Annotated in this window: 14 protein-coding genes and 1 riboswitch; of the genes, 11 read left to right on the forward strand and 3 right to left on the reverse strand. The window is 33.5% G+C overall.

Annotated features, from left to right (window positions below):
• Positions 1-3 precede the first annotated feature (3 nt).
• Together WFZ85_RS09425 and WFZ85_RS09430 are read right to left on the reverse strand one after the other, a co-directional pair.
• Positions 4-684: a response regulator transcription factor gene (locus WFZ85_RS09425; protein ID WP_342696043.1), complete on the reverse strand. Its 681-nt coding sequence runs from the start codon at positions 682-684 to the stop codon at positions 4-6.
• Complete coding sequence (locus WFZ85_RS09430; RefSeq protein WP_342696044.1) at positions 674-2,257, reverse strand: sensor histidine kinase; 1,584 nt, start codon at positions 2,255-2,257, stop codon at positions 674-676. The genes WFZ85_RS09425 and WFZ85_RS09430 overlap by 11 nt, the downstream gene beginning before the upstream one ends.
• Positions 2,258-2,378: 121 nt before the next feature.
• Here WFZ85_RS09430 and WFZ85_RS09435 point away from each other — a divergent pair, with 121 nt between their 5' ends.
• The 4 genes from WFZ85_RS09435 (at position 2,379) to WFZ85_RS09450 (ending at position 6,888) form a co-directional block, all read left to right on the forward strand.
• The gene (locus tag WFZ85_RS09435) at positions 2,379-3,227 is read left to right on the forward strand and encodes a GLPGLI family protein (RefSeq protein WP_342696045.1); all 849 of its coding nucleotides are present in this window, start codon (positions 2,379-2,381) and stop codon (positions 3,225-3,227) included.
• 25 nt (positions 3,228-3,252) lie between these two features.
• Positions 3,253-5,982: a carboxypeptidase-like regulatory domain-containing protein gene (locus WFZ85_RS09440; protein ID WP_342696046.1), complete on the forward strand. Its 2,730-nt coding sequence runs from the start codon at positions 3,253-3,255 to the stop codon at positions 5,980-5,982.
• Positions 5,983-5,996: 14 nt separating this feature from the next.
• Positions 5,997-6,272, forward strand: a complete 276-nt coding sequence (locus tag WFZ85_RS09445) for a hypothetical protein (protein ID WP_342696047.1) — start codon at positions 5,997-5,999, stop codon at positions 6,270-6,272.
• 88 nt (positions 6,273-6,360) lie between these two features.
• Positions 6,361-6,888, forward strand: a complete 528-nt coding sequence (locus WFZ85_RS09450) for a porin family protein (protein ID WP_342696103.1) — start codon at positions 6,361-6,363, stop codon at positions 6,886-6,888.
• Between the two features lie 86 nt (positions 6,889-6,974).
• On the opposite strand, the gene metK is transcribed toward WFZ85_RS09450, so the two are convergent.
• Positions 6,975-8,225, reverse strand: coding sequence for a methionine adenosyltransferase (gene metK / locus WFZ85_RS09455; RefSeq protein ID WP_342696048.1), 1,251 nt, complete (start codon positions 8,223-8,225; stop codon positions 6,975-6,977).
• Between the two features lie 753 nt (positions 8,226-8,978).
• Between metK and WFZ85_RS09460 the strand changes: the two genes are divergently transcribed.
• The 7 genes from WFZ85_RS09460 (at position 8,979) to WFZ85_RS09490 (ending at position 18,400) form a co-directional block, all read left to right on the forward strand.
• Positions 8,979-10,271, forward strand: coding sequence for an O-acetylhomoserine aminocarboxypropyltransferase/cysteine synthase family protein (locus tag WFZ85_RS09460; protein ID WP_342696049.1), 1,293 nt, complete (start codon positions 8,979-8,981; stop codon positions 10,269-10,271).
• 124 nt (positions 10,272-10,395) lie between these two features.
• Complete coding sequence (locus WFZ85_RS09465; RefSeq protein ID WP_342696050.1) at positions 10,396-11,385, forward strand: alpha/beta fold hydrolase; 990 nt, start codon at positions 10,396-10,398, stop codon at positions 11,383-11,385.
• Positions 11,372-12,472, forward strand: coding sequence for a homoserine dehydrogenase family protein (locus tag WFZ85_RS09470; RefSeq protein WP_342696051.1), 1,101 nt, complete (start codon positions 11,372-11,374; stop codon positions 12,470-12,472). Before WFZ85_RS09465 ends, WFZ85_RS09470 begins: the two co-directional genes overlap by 14 nt.
• A gap of 122 nt (positions 12,473-12,594) precedes the next feature.
• Positions 12,595-12,684: riboswitch (SAM riboswitch) on the forward strand.
• A 115-nt stretch (positions 12,685-12,799) separates the two neighbouring features.
• Positions 12,800-13,789 (forward strand): homocysteine S-methyltransferase family protein, encoded by a 990-nt coding sequence (locus WFZ85_RS09475; protein ID WP_342696052.1) that lies wholly within the window; start codon positions 12,800-12,802, stop codon positions 13,787-13,789.
• Positions 13,789-16,461 (forward strand): methionine synthase, encoded by a 2,673-nt coding sequence (gene metH, locus WFZ85_RS09480; protein WP_342696053.1) that lies wholly within the window; start codon positions 13,789-13,791, stop codon positions 16,459-16,461. Before WFZ85_RS09475 ends, metH begins: the two co-directional genes overlap by 1 nt.
• 83 nt (positions 16,462-16,544) lie before the next feature.
• The gene (metF, locus tag WFZ85_RS09485) at positions 16,545-17,501 is read left to right on the forward strand and encodes a methylenetetrahydrofolate reductase [NAD(P)H] (protein ID WP_342696054.1); all 957 of its coding nucleotides are present in this window, start codon (positions 16,545-16,547) and stop codon (positions 17,499-17,501) included.
• 50 nt (positions 17,502-17,551) lie between these two features.
• The gene (locus WFZ85_RS09490; RefSeq protein ID WP_342696055.1) at positions 17,552-18,400 is read left to right on the forward strand and encodes a peroxiredoxin family protein; all 849 of its coding nucleotides are present in this window, start codon (positions 17,552-17,554) and stop codon (positions 18,398-18,400) included.
• Positions 18,401-18,420 lie beyond the last annotated feature (20 nt).

An 18,420-nucleotide genomic window follows, 5' to 3' on the forward strand; every position in this document is an offset into this window, starting at 1 on the left:
CCTCTAGCATGTCAATTTATATCCTTTACTTCTAATGTTAATGATTTGAATTGTTGTATCGAGAATTAATTTTTTTCTGAGTTTAGTAATAAATACATCCATACTTCTGCCTGAGAAAAAATCGGTATTGTTCCAAATTATTTTCAAAATCACTTCTCTGTCTATAATTTCATTTTTGTTTTCAATCAATAATTGTAGCAAAGCTGTCTCACGATGAGTAAGGTTTTCGATTTTATAATTATGAACGAGTATTTGTTTTATTGGATAAAATAAATAATTTCCAATGGCAATAGTGTCATCGTTCGTTTTATTCTCAATTCTACCTAATAGCGATTGCATTCTAACAATTAATTCTTCCATGCTAAAGGGTTTTTTCAAATAGTCATTACCTCCGAATGCAAATCCATCAACAACATCTAATGTTTGCGATTTGGCAGTTAAAAAAATGATAGGCACATTTTTATTTATCTTTCGAACATCTTTGGCAACGGAAAAACCATCTTTTAAAGGCATCATTACATCAAGCACTATAATATCTGGATTTTCTTTTAAGAAAAAATCAAAAGCTTCTTCACCATTTTTTCCGTGAATAACCTCGAAGTTTCGTGTTTCTAAACTTTCTTTTATAATTTGTGCCAATGCTAGTTCATCTTCGGCTAATAAAACTCTGATTTTAGTACTCATTTGGCAATGTTATTTTAAATAAAGTTGGATTTGAATTTGATAATAATTCAAGCGAACCTCCGTGTTTTTCTATAATTTTTTTCGAATAATATAAGCCAATTCCAAATCCTTTTACGTTGTGAATGTTCCCTTTTGGAATTCGATAAAACTTATCAAATATTTTTTCTTCATGAATTTTGTCAATTCCAAATCCGTTATCTTCAATCAAAACAGTATTTTGGAATTTGTCACAATTTAAGGTAATCTTGATTTCATTTCCGCCATATTTTACGGCGTTATCTATAATATTCGAAAAGGCATTTTCCAAATGAAAACTATCAACATTGGCAAAAAAATCGGTAGTTTTTGTTTCTAATACAATATTTTTTTCCTGAAAATTTAACTGGTGTTTTTCGATACAGTTTTGCAATAATAAAAGCAGGTTTGCTTTTTCTTTTTTAATTGATAACTGATTTGTTTCTAGTGTTGCCGTTTCTAGTAATCGTTCGACCATTTCTTCCAATTTTTTGAGCTGATTGCCTGATATTTCTAAATACCTATTCGTTTTTTCTATATCTTTTTCGGTATTAAAACTTTTTATTCCTTCAATAGCTGTTCCGATTGTGGTAATTGGCGTTTTGAATTCATGAGTAATATTGCTAATCAAATCATTCTTTATTTCATCTATTTTTTTCTGTTTATTGATGGTTTTTAACAGATAAAGTAAGCAAGTAATAATAGATAAAGAGAGTACTAAAGAAAGCAAAATCTCTGATAAACTTCTTTTTAGGACCAGTGTAATTGGATTTGAAAAAAGAATTGCGATTTCTTCTTTTTTTGGTAAATACGCTGATTTTGATATGCTTTTCAATGACAAAGAACCATTTTTGTTGGTTTGAAAAGTGTTGTATAATGTATCGCCTTTATAATGTTGAAGCTGATAATCAATAAGTATGTTTTTTCGGTTTAGTTCTTTTTCTAAAGCATTGCTTAATGCTTTAAACTCGATAGTATCTTGAAACATTGAGATAACAATTTTATTGGCAAGATTTTTAATAGCCATGATGCTGTCTGTGTCTTTTTTTCCTTTAAAAACACTTATCGCTTTGATAGAAGTTGGCTCGATTTCTTTAAAAGAAACTTTTGGCGAACGTAATGAACTTTCGCTTGAAATAATTTCATTTTCAATTTGCATTTTTATCGAATCGCTTGATTTTTTAATGGTTTTTGAATCTGATTTTATTTCTACGCTTACAAAAGTGGAAGTTGTATCCACTTTTGAATCTATAATCTTTTTTTTGTTCTTTTTTTTCTGCTGAGGAATATTTTTTAATGCCGATTTTAGGTCAACCGATTCAAAAAACTGTTCCGAGTTTACCTTTTTATCATTATTTACAAAAGCTACAAAATTATCCTTTAAATAATCAACATAATAATATTCAATACTTTTGTCCAAAGCGGTCTGTACTTCGGCAATTAACCTTGTTTTATTTTGATTATAGTTTTTTATATTCCAAAATACTTGAAGTCCAATGGTGGCAACAATTGTAATCGAAATAAACAAAACAAGATAGAAGTTTTTTTCCCTTTTCATAAATCAAAAATAGTAACAAAAGGAGTTTCATTATCAACGTTAACAAACGTTAACTTTATTTAACAATTTGTGTGATTTATTATATTTTAATTTGTATCATTAACAACAAATTAAAAATTATATGAATACAACATTAACAAAAATAGCATCAGCATTTTTATTAGTAATTACAAGTGCAATTACTGCACAAGAATTTCAAGGAAAAGCGGAATATTTTTCGAAAAGAGTTTTTACTGAAAAAATAGAATTAAATAAAGCTACAGGAGAAAACGAAATGAGTCCTGAAATGGGAAAAGCGCTTCAGGAAGCCATGAAAAAAGCTAGTGAAAAGCAATATTTGCTTTCATTTAATAAATCAGAGTGCCTTTATGAAGAACAAGAACAATTACAAAAACCTGAAGCAGCTAATGGAGGATTTAGTATTTCTGTTGCTTTCTCAGGAGAAGGAAAAAAGTATCTCAATCTTAAAGACAAAATCTGCATCGAAGAAGCAGATATTTTCGGCAAGGAATTTTTAATCGTCGAACCGCTTGAAAAACCCAATTGGAAACTACTAAATGAAACCAAGAAAATAGGCGATTACAATTGCTTAAAAGCCGAACTTGTAGTTCAAGTTACTGAGAAGCAAAGAACAGAATACGAAGAATTTCTCAAAAAAGAAGCAGTAAAACCAGCGTTGTTTAAAATGGATGAACCTAAAGACAAAGTAATTATGGCATGGTACACTCCTGAAATCCCTGTGAGTTTTGGTCCAAACAAGTATTGGGGCTTACCGGGATTAATTCTAGAAATCAACGAAGAAGAGACTATTATTCTTTGTTCTAAAGTAACGTTGAGTAACAAAGAAAAATCAAAGATTAAAGTGCCTAATACAGGAGAAAAAGTGACCCAAAAGAAATTTGACGAAATCGAAAAGAAAAAAATGGATAGCATGAAAAATGAAGATGGCGTGATTATTTTTGAACGTTAACATACAAGTTTTATAATCCATAATCATGAAAAACAAAATACTCTTTTTTTTCCTTCTTGTTTCATCAGTTTCCATAGCTCAGAACGTTCGATTCGAAGGCACCATTCTCGACAATAATAAAGTGCCATTAGAAATGGCCAATGTCATGGCAATGAACCAAGGCACCAAAGCCATGGATGCTTATGCTATTACCAATGAAAAAGGTAAATTTATTTTGAATTTAAATACCAATGCTACCTACATCATAAAATTGAGTTATTTGGGCATGCAAAATAAAGAGATTACTATTACCACTCAAGGCGAAAATATCACACAAACCATCACGATGGAAAGTGGAGGAATTGAGTTGGAAGGCGTTGAAATTGTGCGAGAAATGCCGGTTTCAATAAAAGGCGATACTATAGTTTATAATTCAGACTCGTTTACTACCGGAACGGAAAGAAAATTAGAAGATGTGCTTAAAAAATTACCGGGCGTAGAAGTTGATGCCGACGGACAAATAAAAGTAGAAGGAAAATCGGTGACCAAATTGATGGTGGAAGGAAAAGATTTCTTTGATGGAGACACAAAATTAGGCGTAAAAAATATTCCTGCCGATGCGATAGATAAAGTGCAAGTTTTGCGAAATTATAACGAGAATTCAATTTTGAAAGGCGTTGAAAACAATCAAGATAATTTGGCAATGAATATCAAACTAAAAGAAGGAAAGAAAAACTTCTGGTTTGGCGATATGACTGCTGGTATTGGCGTTGGTGAAAATACAGATCGATATGTGATTGCACCAAAGGCGTTTTATTATAGCCCAAAATACAGTATAAATATTATGGCTAATAGCAACAATGTAGGACAACAAGCCTTTACAATTCAAGATTACTTTAGGTTTGCTGGTGGATTTAGAAACATTATGGGGAAAGGTGGCGGAAGCATCAATGTGGGTAGTAATTCGCTGGGAATAAGTTTTTTTCAAGATAATCGAGTGCAGGAAATAGAGTCGCATTTTGGAGCTACAAACTTCTCTTATAACCCATCAAAAAGCTGGAGTTTAAGCGGTTTTATTATTGCTACTTCTACTTTGGTTGACACTGATACACAATCAACAGTAAATTTTTTACAACCCAATTCACAGGAAGTTGCCTCGGCCGAGATTAGACAAGATGATGGAAGCCAAAAAAATAATTTAGGATTATTTAAGTTCAGTGCTACGTATAAACCAAGTTCAAAATTTCAATTGGATTACGATATATTAACCCGATTGTCAGCGCAACGTGAAAATAATAGTTTGAACAGACAAGTTTTTAACTTTATTAATGACACAAATGCTGCGGAGGATATTCTAACTTCCAAACGTCAAGACCCAATTAACATCAATCAAAACTTGAGTTTTTATTACACGCCTACAGACAAACATATTTTCGCTTTTGAAAGTCAGTTTTTACACCAAAACGAAGATCCATTGTATAATGCCAATTTGCAGTTTCAACCTTTTATTTTCTCAGATTACAATCAAACTCAAAACCGAAATGATATTACGCAGAGCAGATTTATTAAAACCAATAAATTAGACAGCAGATTGGATTACTACTATGTTTTGACACCAAAAACAAATATAAATGTAACACTTGCAAATTCTTATGTGTATCAAAGTTTAAACTCGTCTATTTTTCAACGATTAGATGATGGAACAATCAATAATTTGACTGCCGCAGTAAATAATAATGATGTTAATTATCGTTTCAATGATGCTTTTCTTGGACTTCATTTTAAATGGTTGACAGGTAAATTTACCTTCACTCCCGGAATTACATTACATCAATTTGATTTACAAAACACCCAATTAGGTACTGATGTTAATCAATCTATTTCTCGTCTTTTACCCGACTTTAATGTAATTTATCAAATTAAAAAATCGGAGTCGTTGACCTATAATTATGCATTGACTAATAATTTTACCAACATTAATAATTTTGCTTTAGGTACTGTTTTTAATTCTTATAATAGTTTGTTTTCAGGAAATCGCGACTTGGAGAACTCCATTGTGCAATCGCATACTTTGAACTATCAAAAATTCAATATGTTCAATTTTGAAAATTTTGGAGGAACAATAAACTACACGCGAACTACAGAAGCTATTAAAACTAGGGCTTTGTTTATAGATGTAAATCAAATAGGTTCACCGTTCAATTCGCCTTTTGGTGATGAGAATTTTACCGCCAATGCTCGTTACGGGCGTTCTTTTATGAAGTATTATAAAGCCAATTTTAGTGCTACTGTCAACTGGAGTAAGTTTTACAACATTCAAATAAATCCACAAACCTCTACCGAAGCAGTTGTGGATACTGAAAGCTTAACGCAAAACTATAATCTAAGCGCATCGACGAATTTTAAAGATTTGCCCAATATTGAATTGGCCTATTCTTACACAGTGAATCGATATCCGAATGATACTTTTTTCACTGATAGTCCTTCGATAAAATTAGATTACTTTTTCCTGAAGAGCTTCTCTTTTGTTAGCGAGTATGAGTTTTTTCATTACTATAACAATGATAAAACGGTCGATCAAGAATACGATTTTCTCTCGGCAAGTTTAACCTATCAAAAAACCAAAGCAAGTCATTGGGAATATAAAATTGAAGCCACTAATATCTTAAATACAACAACTATAAACGATGATAGTTTTTCGCAGTTTTCAACCCGAAATTCGCAATACAGAGTGCAGCCAAGGTTTGTGATTTTCAGTTTAAAATATAATATATAATACCAATAATTTAAGTGATTACAATTAGGCAAGAAGAAAAAGCATTGAAGGGATTGGGGTTATTCACCCTTCTGTTATTTGTTCCACTGAATGTTTTTATTCTAAAAGATGATGTCATCAGAATAATGATGATTTTGCCATTGATGGTTGTCTTTACTATTTTATATTATCGAAAATATGCCCGCGATAAAAAAGAAGGTAAAAATCTATTGAAGTACAAAAGTTTGTCGTTTTTTATGATAATTTCTTTATTGGTATTCCTGACTTTTCTTTTTTATCCCATGTCTTAAAAATTATCCATTAATTCGTTTAGAGCGTAATCGATTTAATTAAATTTGTTCTTGTATTAACAACTAAAATTTTAAATTATGAAAAAAAATCGTTTGTGTTTTATTTCTTATTTTCGGGCTAAGTACTTCACACGCTCAAATGTTTAAATTTGGTTTGAAAGCAGGTGCTAACTTTTCAACTTTAGAAGGAAATAATTTTGAAGCATCAAATTATACAAATATTCACTTTGGTGGAGTTGTTGAAGTTAAATTATTTGAGAATTTATCTATCCAACCTGAGTTTTTGTATTCATCACAAGGAGCAAAAATTGACCAAGCTGGTTTTGAAGATATTAATTTCAATTATGTTACTGTTCCAGTTTTAGCGAAGTTTTACTTAACCAGTAAAAAGCTAAGTTTGGAAGCAGGACCACAGTTTTCATTTTTACTTAACCAGAATTTGGAAGACCAATTCGAAGCAGAAACTTTTGATTTTGGAGCAGCTGTTGGTTTAGGATATAATGTAACAGAACATTTTTTTGTGCAAGCACGTTATGTTATGGGTTTAACAGAAGCCAATAAAGACGCAGAGGTAACAAATAGAGTTGTTCAATTATCCGTTGGATATATGTTTTAAAAAAATATGATAATATTCAGTTAAAGAAAATGCCCCAAAATAGTTAAATCTATTTGGGGCATTTTTTTTGATAAAAACTTACTTTGTTACAATCCAAAAGCCACTTTTACCTTATCTACAAAGTCTAATTTTTCCCATGTAAATAATTCTACCGTTACTGTTTTTGGTTCACCATTCGGTAATTGGAAAGTTTTTGTTACCGTTTCCGGTTGTCTTCCCATATGTCCATAAGCAGCAGTTTCGCTGTAAATTGGGTTTCTCAATTTTAAACGTTGCTCTATAAAATAAGGACGCATGTCAAAAATTTCCTCTACTTTTTTGCTGATTTCTCCATCAGTCATATTCACTTTTGAAGTGCCATAAGTAACAACGTTAATTGAGGTTGGTTTTGCAACACCAATAGCATATGAAACTTGCACTAAAACTTCATCACATAATCCTGCAGCCACTAAATTTTTAGCGATATGACGCGTTGCATAAGCAGCAGAACGATCTACTTTACTTGGATCTTTTCCAGAAAATGCACCACCTCCATGAGCACCTTTTCCACCATAAGTATCTACAATGATTTTTCTACCTGTCAAACCGGTATCACCGTGTGGTCCACCAATTACAAATTTACCTGTTGGATTAATATGATATGTAATTTGGTCATTAAATAAATGCGCATATTGTGGATATTTTGCTTTAATTCTTGGAATTAAAATGCCAACCAAATCTGCTTTGATTTTAGCCAACATTTCTGCTTCTGGAGCAAAATCATCATGCTGCGTAGAAATTACAATGGCATCAATTCGTTGTGGTTTATTATCGTCAGAATACTCTAAAGTAACTTGTGACTTTGCATCTGGACGTAAATAGGTAATTTCTTTATTCTCTCTTCTTAGATTAGCCAATTCAATCAACAAAGCATGTGATAAATCCAATGCTAAAGGCATATAATTTTCAGTTTCATTTGTCGCATAACCAAACATCATTCCTTGGTCACCAGCACCTTGCTCTTCTTTGCTTGCTCTATCAACTCCTTGGTTAATATCTGCCGATTGTTCGTGAATAGCCGATAAAACTCCACATGAGTCTGCTTCAAACATATATTCACTTTTAGTATAGCCAATTTTACGAATAACTTCTCTGGCAATTTGCTGTACATCAAGATAGGTGTTTGACTTTACTTCACCAGCCAAAATTACTTGACCAGTAGTAACCAATGTTTCACAAGCCACTTTACTTTCTGGATCGAATGCCAAAAAATTATCAATTAATGCATCAGAAATTTGATCTGCAACTTTGTCTGGATGTCCTTCACTAACCGACTCCGACGTAAATAAATAAGCCATAACTATTTGTAGTTTAATATTAGTTTTATTGAAAAAAAGAGGATTGCAGCGAATGCTAAAGAAGAGTTTCTGCTTTAGCATTTTTTTAACGAGGTTGCAATCAGTACAAATTTTTCCTCTTAATTTCGGTTGCAAATGTATAAAGACTATTCCAAATAGAAAAAACTATTTTGTTTTTTTTATCTATTTGTGATTTGCTTAAAATTCCATATGAATAGTATTCAATTATGTAAACCAATGTCAAATGTTAAATTTTCAAATTTCATTTGGTTAATTCAAAAATAGTTCTGATGTTTGCTCCATCAAAAACAAAGAAAATGAATTTAACTGTTTGCAATATGTGTTGTATGATGTGGAAACTTCCGCAGGGCACTTCTATTGCATAATTTTAAATTTTTAAAATATATCCAAATGGAACCTCTGCAAACCGCAGAGGTTTTTTTTTGCTCTGAACTTGTTTCAGAGTCTCAAGTAAAAAATAATTAAAAGATGCTGAAAACAAGTTCAGCTTAAAAAATAAAAATGATAACAGTAGGAAAAAATATGATGATGAACAAAATGATACATATGATGATATGTTGCATGTATATTCCCTGTTGCCAAAAGCTAATGACTTAATCGTAGTTATATCTATATTTTAAAAGTCCTTTTGGTAGCCATCCAAAAGGACTTTTTTTATGCTGAATTTATTTCAGCATCCCATCAAAAATCCAAATACAAAAATCTAAAATCTAATATTTAAAATTAAAAATCATGAGCACACAAAAATTCGCAACAAATGCGTTGCACGCAGGACACGATGTTACTAAAAATGCAGGAACAAGAGCTGTCCCAATTTATCAAACATCATCGTATGTTTTTAACAATTCAGACCACGCAGCCAATCTTTTCGGACTTGCCGAAGCCGGATTTATCTACACCAGATTAAACAACCCGACCAACGACATTCTAGAACAACGTCTGGCAAAACTAGAAGGCGGAATTGGTGCAGTCGTTACCGCATCGGGAACAGCAGCTATTGCTACCACATTTTTAACTTTATTAAAAGCTGGCGATCACATCGTGGCTTCCAACAGTTTGTATGGCGGAACATATAATTTACTAAAAGTAACTTTACCACGATTAGGTATCACAACAACATTTGTTGATCCTTCAAATCCTGAGAATTTCACAAAAGCATCACAAGAAAATACAAGAGCGTATTTTGTGGAAAGTCTAGGAAATCCAAAATTGGATGTACTTGATTTAGAAGCCATTTCTAAAGAAGCAAAAGCCTTTAAAGTACCTTTTATTGTGGACAACACGGTTGCAACTCCTTATTTGCTAAACCCAATAAAATATGGTGCCGACATTGTAATTCATTCGCTTACAAAATATATCACGGGAAACGGAACATCACTAGGTGGCGTGATTATCGATGCTGGAAACTTCGACTGGAGCAACGGAAAATTCCCAGAGTTTACCGAACCGTCAGCTGGATATCACGGATTAAAATACTACGAAGCACTTGGTGCAGCGTCATTTATAGCTAAAGTCCGAATTGAAGGATTGCGTGATTTTGGCGCAGCTTTAAGTCCGTTTAATGCTTTTCAAACCATTCAAGGATTGGAAACTCTAGAAATCAGAATTAAAAAACATTCCGAAAATGCTTTGGCTTTAGCCGAATGGTTGCAAGCTCAAGAAGAAGTCGCTTGGGTAAATTATCCTGGTTTAGTAACTTCAAAGTATAAAGAATTGGCGGATAAATATTTGCCAGAAGGAAAAAGCGGTATCGTAACTTTTGGATTAAAAGGTGGATTTGAAGCAGCAAAAAAAGTTGCTGATGAAACGAAACTTTTCTCGCTTTTAGCCAATATTGGTGATACAAAATCATTGATAATTCATCCAGCAAGTACCACACACCAACAATTATCAGATGTAGAGCAAGAAACGACAGGAGTTTCTAAAGATTTAATCCGTCTTTCTGTTGGTTTGGAAGACATTGATGATTTGAAAGCTGATTTAAAAGCGGTTTTTGCAACGCTTCCAGTAGAAAAAGTGATATAAGTTTTGTTTGTTTTTAACTGTCTTCAATTTAGTGATTGAAGGCAGTTATTTTTAAAAAGTGCAACCAAGATAAAAACGCTAAAATTTAATTTTCTGAATGCCCTAATGATTTAAAAAATAAAAAATGCTACAAAAAATTGATATTCTTAATTTAAAATTAGAAAATGGTAAGCACAAGTCGAGTATTCCATTATACTACCAATATTTTGGTCAACCTATTGGAAATGCTCCTGTTGTGGTTGTAAATCATGCTTTAACAGGAAATTCTAATGTTACGGGTGAAAACGGTTGGTGGAACGATTTAATTGGCGAAAATAAAACGATAGATACCAATCATTTTACCATTCTTGCCTTTAACATTCCTGGGAATGGATATGATGGAAAGCTTAAAAATCTAATTTCAGATTATCATGATTATACCCTTCGTGATATGGCGAAAATCTTCTGGAAAGGATTGGATTTTCTTCAAATTTCAAATGTTTTTGCCGTAATTGGCGGAAGTCTTGGCGGCGCAATTGCGTGGGAAATGACAATTTTAGAACCAAACAAAATTCAAAATCTAATTCCAATTGCCACCGATTGGAAAGCAACAGATTGGGTGATTGCCAATGTTTTAATTCAAGATCAAATTCTAAATAATTCCGACGATCCTATTGCCGATGCACGATTACACGCAATGTTATTGTATCGCACACCAAAATCCATTAATCTGCGATTTCAAAGGGAAAAAACAAATGAGGTTTTTCAGATTGAAAATTGGTTAATTAATCACGGCATCAAACTTAAAAATCGATTTCAATTGTCATCCTATAAATTGATGAATCATCTTTTAAAAACTATTGATATTACTTACAAGCGAAAAGATTTTTTGGCTTTAGTTAATGAAATCAGGTCCAACATCCATATCGTGTCAGTTGATACTGATTACTTTTTTATTGCAGATGAAAATCGTAAAACCTATCAACTATTGAAACGAACAAAAGAAAATGTGTTCTACCACGAGATTGTCTCCATTCATGGTCACGATGCATTTTTGATAGAATTCAAACAATTAGCCCAAATTTTAGAACCCATTTTTAACAAACAAAAACTACAAAATTATGTCAACGCTTAGAATAAATATCATCCTTTTCGGCATTGGAAATGTCGGAAGCACTTTAATAAATCAAGTCATCGAAAGCCAAAAATTCTTCCTCGAAAAAAGAAACGTCGATTTGCGTTTCCCAATAATTACCAATTCTACACTAGCTTTCTTCGAAAAAGAAGGGGTAAAAAATCAATGGGAAGCCAACTTTGGCCAATCGGCAATTCCGTTTAGAATTGAAGATATTATTGATTATGTGCAAGAGCAAAATCTCGAAAATCTAGTCGCAGTCGATGCTACAGCAAGTTCCGAAATTATTAAAAGCTACATTCCATTAATTCAAAACAGATTTAATATTGTAGCTGCCAACAAAAAAGCCAATACATTACACCTCTATTTTTACCACGAATTAAGAAGAAGTCTAAAAAACTTCGACAAAACATTTTTGTATGAAACCAATGTTGGCGCTGGTTTACCAGTAGTTCAAACCATCAAAGACTTGCATTTTTCTGGCGAAAAAATCACCAAAATTCGTGGCGTTTTCTCAGGCTCATTAAGTTATATCTTCAACAGATTTTCTTCTGAAGAAACGCCATTTTCAAAAATTTTACTCGATGCCGAAAAAATTGGATTAACTGAACCAGATTCTCGCGAAGACTTATCAGGTAATGACGTAGCCCGAAAATTATTAATTCTAGCGCGAGAAATCGAACAAAAATTTGAGTTTTCCGACATCAAGATTGAAACACTTTTGCTGCCAGAATTAAACGAAAAACAGTCCAAAGCTCAATACGCAAATAACAAAACGCTGTTTGACAAACCATTTAATATTGCCAAAATCACGCAAGCAGAAAATCATGTTCTTCGCTATGTTGGCGAACTCGATGTAATCACCCAAAAACTCGAAGTCAAACTCGTGTCGGTGCCAAAATCAAGCGCTTTAGGACAATTAAAAGGTGCTGATAATTTAATCGAAATCTACACAAAATCCTATGGCGAAATTCCAATTGTCATTCAAGGCGCAGGAGCAGGAAAAGAAGTAACTGCTCGAGGCGTGCTGACTGATATTCTAAAAATTGCCGACAAGTTAAAAATTCAAGAAGCTGTTTTTGAATAACTTATAACTAAGGCTTAATATGAAAACCTGCAACATAACAATGTTGTGGGTTTTTATTTTTTGAAAACCCTTGCAAATCCCAAATCTATGTTATTACTTTGCACCGTTCATAAACTTATTGTTCGTTATCACGAAAGCTGGAGGGATTAGACCCGATGAAAGCTTAGCAACCCTTTGCCAAAAGAAGGTGCTACATTCTATCTTTATGCTGAATTCATTTCAGTGTCTGTTAAATCAGAAGTAGAGAACAGATAACCCGAAAATTTTTCTCCCTTTCACGATAACATATAATTTAATTAAAGCAACTACAAGGTTGTCACTATTTATATGTCAAAAATTCAAGAAGCCATAAAAAATCGAATTCTCGTGCTCGACGGAGCAATGGGAACAATGTTACAACGCAATAACTTTTCAGAAGAAGATTTTCGTGGCGAGCGTTTCGCAGCTTTTCCACATCCATTAAAAGGAAACAACGATTTGCTTTCCATCACACAACCCGAATCGGTTAAACAAGTACACCGACTATACTTTCAAGCTGGAGCTGATATTGTGGAAACCAATACTTTTTCGGGAACAACTATCGGAATGGCAGATTATCATTTGGAAGATTTAGTCTATGAATTGAATTATCAATCGGCTAAAATTGCAAGAGAAGTTGCTGACGAATTCACAGATAAGCCGCGATTTGTTGCAGGTTCTATCGGACCAACAAATAGAACAGCGTCTATGAGTCCTAATGTTAATGATCCAGGTTATCGTGCCGTTACTTTTGACGATTTACGCATTGCCTACAAACAGCAAGTCGAAGCGTTAATTGATGGTGGTTGCGATGTGCTTTTAGTAGAAACCATTTTTGATACACTAAATGCCAAAGCTGCACTTTTCGCTATCGAAGAAGTAAAAGAAGAACGAAATCTAGACATTCCAGTTATGGTTTCGGGAACAATTACCGATGCATCAGGAAGAACACTTTCAGGGCAAACTGTCGAAGCTTTTTTGATTTCTATTTCACACATTCCCTTGTTGAGTATTGGATTTAATTGTGCCCTTGGTGCTGACCAATTAAAACCGTATTTAAGTCGATTAGCCATGAATACACAACTTAATATTTCAGCACATCCAAATGCTGGTTTGCCAAATGCTTTCGGACAATATGACCAAACTCCAGAAGAAATGCAAGCGTTAATTAAAGAATATTTACAAGATAATTTAGTCAACATTATTGGTGGTTGTTGTGGCACAACACCAGAACATATAAAAGCAATCGCTGATGTAGCGAAGGATTTTAAACCAAGACAAATTTTAGAAACGATATAATGGCGGAAGCAACAAAAAAATATTTAAAACTTTCGGGATTAGAACCTTTAGTAGTAACGCCTGAAACTAATTTTATTAACGTTGGCGAACGTACCAATGTTACCGGTTCGCGTAAATTTCTTCGATTAATCAAAGAAGAGAAGTACGAAGAAGCACTTGATATTGCCCGTCAACAAGTTGAAGGTGGCGCACAAATCATCGATGTTAACATGGATGAAGGAATGCTTGATGGTGTGTATGCCATGACAAAATTCCTTAATCTAATTGCAGCCGAACCCGATATTGCTCGTGTTCCAGTAATGATTGATAGTTCCAAATGGGAAATTATTGAAGCAGGATTGCAGGTTGTGCAAGGAAAAGGTGTGGTGAATTCTATTTCTTTAAAAGAAGGTGCAGCCGCTTTCATTCATCACGCCAAGTTGATAAAACGATATGGCGCAGCAGTAATCGTAATGGCTTTTGATGAAAATGGTCAGGCCGATAACTACGAAAGACGAATTGAAATTTGCAAAAGAAGTTATGATATTTTAGTAAATCAAGTCCATTTTCCAGCCGAAGACATCATTTTTGACCCCAATATTTTTCCCGTGGCAACTGGAATGGAAGAGCACAAGTTAAACGCTTTAGATTTTTTCAGAGCAACCAAATGGATTAGAGAAAATCTCCCTTATGCTGGCGTTTCTGGTGGCGTTAGTAACGTTTCGTTTTCATTTCGTGGAAACGATAAAGTGCGCGAAGCCATGCATTCGGCATTTTTGTATCATGCCATTAAAAATGGAATGACTATGGGAATTGTAAATCCAGAAATGCTTGAGATTTACGACGAAATTGACAAGACATTATTAGAACATGTTGAAGATGTGTTGTTGAATAGAAGAGAAGATGCGACGGAACGATTGTTAGATTTAGCCGAGAGTTTTAAAGGTGATTTTAAAACCAATGAAAAAGCAGTTCAAGAATGGCGAAATGGATCTGTTCAGGAACGACTGACACATTCATTAGTTAAAGGAATAGACGAATTTATCGAAATTGATGTTGAAGAAGCGAGAGTAAATTCGGCGAAAGCTATAGAAGTTATTGAAGTAAATCTGATGGCAGGAATGAACGTCGTAGGTGATTTATTCGGAAGCGGAAAAATGTTTTTGCCTCAAGTGGTAAAATCAGCTCGTGTGATGAAAAAAGCAGTGGCGTATCTTTTACCTTTTATAGAAGCACAAAAAACAGGTAAATCATCATCAGCAGGAAAAGTATTGATGGCAACGGTAAAAGGCGATGTACATGATATTGGTAAAAATATAGTGGCGGTTGTTTTGGGTTGTAATAATTTTGAAATCATTGATTTAGGAGTTATGGTTCCGCCAGAAAAAATCATTCAAACTGCTATCGAACACAATGTAGATATTATTGGATTAAGCGGATTGATTACACCTTCGCTTGACGAAATGGTTTATTTGGCCAAAGAATTAGACAAATTAAATATCAAAATTCCTATTATGATTGGTGGTGCAACCACTTCGCGAGCACATACAGCCGTAAAAATTGCACCAGAATATAAGGAAACTGTCGTTCACGTAAACGACGCTTCGCGTGCAGTAACTGTAGCAAGTAATTTGCTTCAAGCCGAAACCAAAGAAGGTTACGTAAAAACCATTCGTGAGGAATACGACAAGTTGCGTGATGGTTATTTGAATAGAAGTCGCGATAAAAATTTCCTTTCGATCGAAGAAGCTAGAAAGAATAAGTTAAAATTGGATTGGGATAATTTCACACCAGTTAAACCCAATTTTATCGGAACAAAAACCGTTGAGGTGGAACTTTCTGAATTGGTTGATTTCATCGATTGGACACCGTTTTTTAATTCATGGGAATTGTACGGAAAGTATCCTGCGATTCTAACAGATGAAATTGTAGGCGAACAAGCAACCAATTTATTTGCCGATGCACAAGAAATGTTACAACAAATTGTTTCGGAAAAATGGTTGACTGCCAAAGGAATTCTCGGAATTTTTCCAGCAAATACAGTTAATGATGATGATATAGAAGTGCAACTTCCAACTTCTAAATTCCAACTTCTAACCTTAAGACAACAATCTCAAAAGACAGCTGGCGCACCAAACATTGCATTGTCTGATTTTATTGTGCCAAAAGATAGTGGGAAGCAAGATTACATAGGATGTTTTTGTGTTACAACAGGATTTGGAGTAGATGAAAAAGCAGCCGAATTTGAAAACCAACTAGACGACTATAATTCGATATTAATTAAAGCACTCGGAGATCGATTTGCGGAAGCCTTTGCTGAATATTTGCATTTGAAAGTGCGGAAAGAAATTTGGGGTTATGCATCGGATGAAAATTTATCTAATCAAGATTTAATTTCAGAAGAATATATTGGAATTCGTCCTGCGCCAGGTTATCCAGCTTGTCCAGACCATTTAGAGAAACCAACCATTTGGAAATTATTAAATGTAGAACAAGAAATAGGAGTGAAATTAACCGAAAGTATGGCAATGTGGCCAGCATCGTCGGTTTCGGGATATTATTTTGCCAATCCGCAAAGTAAGTACTTCGGACTTGGAAAAATAAAAGAAGATCAAGTAATTGATTATGCCAAACGTAGAGGAATTTCTACTGAAATGGCAAGTAAATGGCTTTCGCCGAATATAGCAGATTAAAAACAGTCGTCAGTTCTCAGTTTTCAGTTTTCAGCTATTTTGGAAACAGATAACAGATAACGGACAATAGACAACTAAAAATTATGAAAGTAACTCAACACATAGAAAACGCTCAAGGAAAACCACTATTTTCTTTTGAAATTTTACCACCTTTAAAAGGACAAAATATTCAGTCTATTTTTGATAGTATTGACCCGTTGATGGAATTTAATCCACCGTTTATTGACGTCACCTATCATCGAGAGGAATATGAATTTAAAGAATTACCAAACGGTTTGTTACAAAAGAAAATTGTAAAAAAACGTCCGGGAACAGTAGGAATTTGTGCGGGAATTCAAAATAAATATTCTGTTGATGCCATTCCTCATATTTTATGTGGCGGTTTCACAAGAGAAGATACAGAAAATCTCCTGATAGATTTGGATTTTTTAGGAATTGACAACGTTGTCGCGATGCGAGGCGATGCGCTAAAAAATGAAACCTATTTTAAACCTGAGAAAGACGGAAACGAATATGCTACCGATTTGGTTTTGCAAATCAATAATTTGAATAACGGTATTTATCTTGACGAAGATTTGCAAAATTCAGCATGTACTAATTTTTGTATTGGTGTCACAGGTTATCCTGAGAAACATATGGAAGCACCAAGTTTAGACAGTGACATTCATTTTTTGAAACAAAAAATAAAAAATGGCGCTGATTATGTTATTACCCAAATGTTTTTTGACAATAAAAAGTTCTTTGATTATGTAGCAAAAGTTCGTGCTGCCGGAATTACAGTTCCAATTATTCCTGGTTTAAAACCCATTGCAACTAAGAAACAACTGAATTTAATTCCGCATCGATTTTCATTAGAATTACCAGATGATTTAATCATGGCAGTGGTAAAAGCGAAAGATAATGATGCGGTGAAAGAAATTGGGATTGAATGGTGTGCACAACAAAGTAAAGAATTGGTAGCTGCGGGAATTCCTGTTTTGCATTATTATTCAATGGGAAAGGCCGAAAATATCAAAGCAATAGCACAACAGGTTTTTTAAAGAAACAATAATTCATGATTTTTATCGTTCGTAGTTCAAAAGCATTTCAAATGAATAAGATTTTGCTACTAATTTTTTTGGTGTCGAACGTAATGTTATCAGCCCAGACTTATCCATTTTTAAGCAATTCTACTAAGAAAATTCAGCAAAAAGAGTATATTGATTATTTGAATAGTTTTCCCGCCAAGATAGACAGTATTCAAAAAACAACGAAATGGTTTTTAGAAGACGGAACTACGTTCAATCAAAAATATTCTGACTCTGTTTTTAAATCAAAAGAAGGGTATCGATATAACACAAAATTGTATCGCGATACGATTAGCAATACCTTTAGTTATGTATTGTACAAACGTGACAAAGCAGAAGTAAGAGAAACCAATAGAGATTTCAATAACTATATCAAAGCTGATGAAAAAAATCGTAAAAAACTCAAAAAATCTGCTCTTAACGAGTTGACCTTAAAAGATATAAAAGGCAAAGTGCATACTCTTGAAACGCTAAAAGATAAAATAATTGTTATTGATTTTTGGTTCATAAATTGTGGTTCATGTATCAAAGAAATGCCCGATTTGAATACCCTCAAAGCAGAGTTTGAAACGGAAGACATCGAATGGTTTGGCGTAACCTATGATCCAAAAGATAAAGTAGAGCGTTTTTTAGAACGTATAAAATTTGACTATACAATCATTCCCGATAGTAAACATATAACCGAACGATTTAATATTCGATTTTATCCAACAACTTTAATCATTGACGAAAATCGGAAAATAGTTTACACCGGAAAATTTGGAGCTATGAATGGCAGAGTAGATGAAATTAGAGAAGAAATTAAAGTACTAATCAAGTCAAAAAAGTATGGTGTAAAAGCTGGACCATTATTGCAGTTGAAAGAAAACTGATTAATTTTTCTAAACTATTG

The sequence above is a fragment of the Flavobacterium aureirubrum genome (genome assembly GCF_038739835.1).
In the GTDB taxonomy this organism is placed as follows: Bacteria; Bacteroidota; Bacteroidia; order Flavobacteriales; family Flavobacteriaceae; genus Flavobacterium; species Flavobacterium aureirubrum.